We start from the raw sequence: 4,630 nt of genomic DNA on the forward strand, positions 1-4,630 counted from the left end.
GAGGCTAAAAATACAGGCTATGCGAGTTGGTGCCATGGGTATTTGGATGAAACTATGAATCAAAAGGTTCAAGATGCGTTGTTTCAAAAAGATCCCAAAAAACGGGCGCAAATGTATGCTGATTTGCAACGTGAATTTATGCAGAAAGGACCTTATGCTTTTATCTATCAGACGTATCACACGATAGCGATGACACCTGATGTTAAAAAATGGGTTTGGAATAGTGCACCACGTATTTTTTATAGTGCAATTGAAAAATAAAAAGGTATCAGGTTTATAAAATATAAAAAACATGGTCATGATATATTTGATGTATTGCAAAGCTCTTTAACACTTTGCAATACATTGAATTTTATCGGGAATGGATTACTATGTTGTGTAGAGAATTTTATTTCAGGAATTCTTATAGAATATGTGTTTGTTTGGATGTTAGGATTGAATATTTTAACTTCTATTGATAGAATTTTCGGATGAAATAATGACTCTAGACATCCCCATACAACGGCTTCAAGTTTTTTTTTACAACCCTGATAATCGATTTGAAATTAAAAATATAAGTTGTTCTAGCCGGTGTTATGGGTATTTTGATGAAGCTATAAATCAAAAGTTTAAAGATGTGTTGTTTCAAAAAGGTTCACAGAAACGGGCGTAAAGAATTGAAAAATGGTAAGTTTGTTTAGTGAAAAAACAGGTGTAACAAATGTGGCAGAATTCACTGTTTCCGAAATAGCAGGGGCTCTAAAGCGTGTTGTTGAAGAAAAGTTTGGTTATGTACGGGTGCGTGGGGAGATATCAGGGTATCGTGGTACTCATGCTTCGGGACATGCTTATTTTGCTTTAAAAGATGATAAGGCACGGTTGGAAGCTGTTATTTGGCGTGGAGTTATGGAAAAGCTCAAATTCCCTCCTGAAGAAGGGATGGAAGTAGTTGCTGTTGGTAAACTTACGACGTATCCAGGGTCATCGAAATATCAAATTGTCATCGAGGCTCTTGAACCAACGGGGGTTGGTGCTTTGATGACACTTCTTGAAAATCGTAAGAAAAAGTTTTTAGAAGAAGGCTTGTTTGATGAAGAAAAGAAAAAAACTTTGCCTTATATGCCTCGAATTTTAGGCGTTGTAACATCACCAACAGGTGCTGTTATTCGTGATATTATTCATCGTATATCCGATCGTTTTCCGTTGCATATTTTGGTTTGGCCTGTACGTGTTCAGGGGGAAACAAGTGGGAGGGAAGTGGCTGTTGCTGTTGAAGGTTTTAATGCTCTTGGTCCAGGTGGACTTATTCCAAAACCTGATCTTATTATTGTTGCACGGGGAGGAGGAAGTTTAGAAGATTTGTGGGGGTTTAATGACGAAGCTGTTGTTCGTGCTGTTTATGAATCTTCTCTTCCTGTTATTTCTGCTGTTGGGCATGAAACGGACTGGACCTTGATTGATTATGTGGCTGATTGGCGCGCTCCAACTCCTACCGCCGCAGCAGAACGGGCTGTTCCTGTTAAGCTTGATCTCGAGGTGCTGGTGGCATCGCTTGATGCACGTTTGCGCAAGGGACTCGCGCGTTATTTGGATTTTTATCGACAAAAATTGCGTGCTACTCTACGAGCTCTTCCGACTGCCGATCAACTTTTTGCTCTACCACGGCGTGGTTTGGATGAAACTTCAAGTCGATTGCAGCGTGCTCTTTGTGTAAGCTACGATAAAAAACGTTTTTCTTTTCATGCACTTGGTGTGCGTTTTTCACCGCGTTTGTTAAATAGTGAAAAAGCACAACGCAATACAAAGGAATATACGGCACGTCTTCAGCGTGCTTTTGTGCGTAGTGTGGAAAAACAACGTGCTGGGTTAGAGGTAGTATCTAGGCTTTTAAGAAGCACTTCATATCAGAATATTTTGGAGCGCGGTTTTGTTTTGGCTTTGGGGAAAGATCATAAGCCCATTAAACGATTGGTTCAGTTTCCTGAAACAGGGCAAATAAATTTACGCTTTTTTGATGGAGATATCAGTGTTGCAACACAAGAGCCTATTTCCGCTAAAAGATCAAAACACAAGCAGATAAAGTCACCAAGCGATGATCAAGGAACTCTCTTTTAATACGGTTAATGCCATGCTTGCGGAAGGTCTTCTTAAGGGAGTGGATGAAAAAGTTCGTTGCGCATGGGCTGGAACGGATCCACTTTATTGTGCTTATCATGATACCGAATGGGGAAAGCCTATTTTTGAGGATATTCGTTTGTTTGAGAAAATTTGTCTTGAAGGTTTCCAAGCGGGGCTTTCTTGGTTTACAATTTTAAAAAAACGCTCTTTTTTTCGCGTTGCATTTGATCACTTTGACTTTGAAAAGATTGCTCATTATGATGAGCTGAAGGTGCAAATGTTAATGCAGAATAAAGACATTGTTCGCCATCAAGGAAAAATTCAATCAGTGCTTAATAATGCATTGAGAGCACAAGAAATTATAACAGAGTGGGGGAGTTTGTCCCACTATTTTTGGTCTTTTCAACCACCACAATTGGAGCGTTATGAAAAAATAGATTTTCAAACACTGTTAGCTAACCCTATGACACCTGCTTCTCTTCGTCTTTCTCAAGACTTGAAGAAACGTGGTTGGACATTTGTTGGCCCCACAATTTGTTATGCTTTTATGCAGTCCGTAGGAATTGTTAATGATCATCTTGAAGGATGTTTTTGTCGATAAATTGGCAAACTTTCTTTTGTAAGAGTAATGATTAATAGGATAATAATTGAATTATTTAATAAATGTATAAATTATACAATTCCGCTGTATAAGATAATTGAAATATACAAACTATACAATATTAATGATTTTCTATTGTTGTTGGCACTAAAAACGATAAAGGTATAATTTTGAGGATGAAAAAACAGATGCAAAAAGGAGTGATATCTTAACTGTTATGTATCTGAAGTGAGATAATGGTAATGTCTTGTATGTTTTAAAGAAACATTTAGTACACCAAAGCCCATTTCGCGACGCAGCCCGTGAATGGTATGACAGATAAGTCCATAATGCACTCCATCTTTAGTTTTATGAAGGAGCAAATCGGCACCATCACGCATTTACTAGCTCTCAGTGTTGTGAAACAGTCTTTGGCATTTGTAATGGTTCAGAAGAGTTTTTTTTATTTCCGTTAATAACGTGACTGTTATAATTAATGAATATTTTATTCATGTTTGTTGACGAATGCAAAGTGGTTGTTAGATGGGGTGCTGTTGTTGCATTGTTTTTCTTTGCTTGTATGACTGTTGGTTTATTTATATGTAGGTTGATTGCCCAATGCTTACCTAGGCAATATAAAATGAAATGCAGCGATGAAAAATTGAAGTTAAATGACTCAAGCTGCTTGTGTTGGGTTTTATTATCTGATAGCTTTCCTCTATTAGTAGAGTGATCTTGCCGCGTGTGCGCTCCAATTTTTTGGAAGATGATTAAGCTCATGCAGGCTTGTATCCACTACATTACTTCGTTGAATCTCTGTATGTTTCCGCTGGAAACGAGAGTTCTGTTGCGGTATGTTGTTTTCTATTCTATTTTTATAGTGGTAAAGCAATGATGCACGCCAAAGTTTAGAAGGGTTTATATTCGTTATGTCTTTAGGGGGGAAACGTCTAATGAATTTTGTTTTTATCAATGGGGGGATGCATTTTAGTGTATATTCTTTTATTGTAAGCTTTATTTCTCAAAAGATAAAGCGTGGAAGGAATGATTCTTCTCATTTTTCCTTTATCTTTGTTAACGCGTTTGGTTTTGTTGGTAAAAACGTAAAACTTTTGACACTTATTTTTCAAAAGATTAAGCAGCTTTTTGTGGGGGATAGCGTTTTAGAAAAGATATTTTCTTATGTCTTTCTGCTGTTTCAGTGCCGTTTTGGTCATGTAGTAAAGATGTGCCACATCTTGAAACTGAGTGTTTGAGGGGGATGACTATTTTTAAAGTTTGCATATTTTATTTTAAATGTCGCCTAAAGGAATAGAATAATGAATTCATAAATTTTTGCGTAATGATTTTTTTAAAGCTCACTATTTTTTTGGGCGACAAGGCTTATTGATGATTAATAGGGAACTGATATAGTGCATTATCATATGCAAAGAGGTTATGAAAAGAATGTAATACTGGTTAGCAAAACATATATTGCATGTTCGTTATGGTTTATTGAGACGTAAGTCAATGAATTTATCAAGTAGATGACTCTGTGTAGGTGACTAAAAATATAGGCGATTAGAACGTATTTATTCAATGTTATAATTATAAATTTGCTATATTATTTCAGCGTCATTAATTGATAAAAATAAATAAAGGGAAAAGTTTATGAACTTGAAGAAAACAATATTGAAAAGTAGCAGCTCTCTTGTTTCTGCTCTTATGGCATTGGCGATGGTTGCACAACAAGTTTCAGCAAAAACACCGGCTAATACCCTTGTGATGGCTTGGAATCTTGATGCAATCAGTACGTTTGATCCCGCACAACTTAATGATGTTTATGGAAGTGAAATTATTTACAATATTTGTGATAATTTGGTCAGTACTGCGACAGATGATCCTGCTAAAATGGTTCCCGCTTTAGCAACACATTGGGATGTTTCAGGTGATGATCACAGTACGGTGATTACT

At 36.8% G+C, this 4,630-nt stretch carries 3 protein-coding genes and 2 pseudogenes; 4 read left to right on the forward strand and 1 reads right to left on the reverse strand.

The genetic code is table 11. The annotated features are described in order from the left end of the window. The 3 genes and pseudogenes from ACFINE_RS09170 to ACFINE_RS09180 form a co-directional block, all read left to right on the forward strand. A pseudogene (locus ACFINE_RS09170) lies at positions 1-261 on the forward strand (ABC transporter substrate-binding protein); the annotation flags it as partial. Between the two features lie 402 nt (positions 262-663). Then, positions 664-2,094, forward strand: coding sequence for an exodeoxyribonuclease VII large subunit (xseA, locus tag ACFINE_RS09175; RefSeq protein ID WP_375621821.1), 1,431 nt, complete (start codon positions 664-666; stop codon positions 2,092-2,094). Next, a complete protein-coding gene (locus ACFINE_RS09180; RefSeq protein WP_375612273.1) occupies positions 2,072-2,698 on the forward strand; it encodes a DNA-3-methyladenine glycosylase I in 627 nt (208 codons plus the stop codon). Before xseA ends, ACFINE_RS09180 begins: the two co-directional genes overlap by 23 nt. Before the next feature lie 215 nt (positions 2,699-2,913). On the opposite strand, the gene ACFINE_RS09185 is transcribed toward ACFINE_RS09180, so the two are convergent. After that, positions 2,914-3,078 carry a hypothetical protein gene (locus ACFINE_RS09185; protein WP_375621822.1) on the reverse strand — a complete coding sequence of 55 codons (165 nt, stop codon included), beginning with the start codon at positions 3,076-3,078 and terminating at the stop codon, positions 2,914-2,916. A 1,249-nt stretch (positions 3,079-4,327) separates the two neighbouring features. Here ACFINE_RS09185 and ACFINE_RS09190 point away from each other — a divergent pair. Continuing rightward, positions 4,328-4,630, forward strand: a pseudogene (locus ACFINE_RS09190) (ABC transporter substrate-binding protein); the annotation flags it as partial.

The sequence above is a fragment of the Bartonella sp. AA97HXZ genome, assembly GCF_042196985.1.
GTDB lineage: Bacteria > Pseudomonadota > Alphaproteobacteria > Rhizobiales > Rhizobiaceae > Bartonella.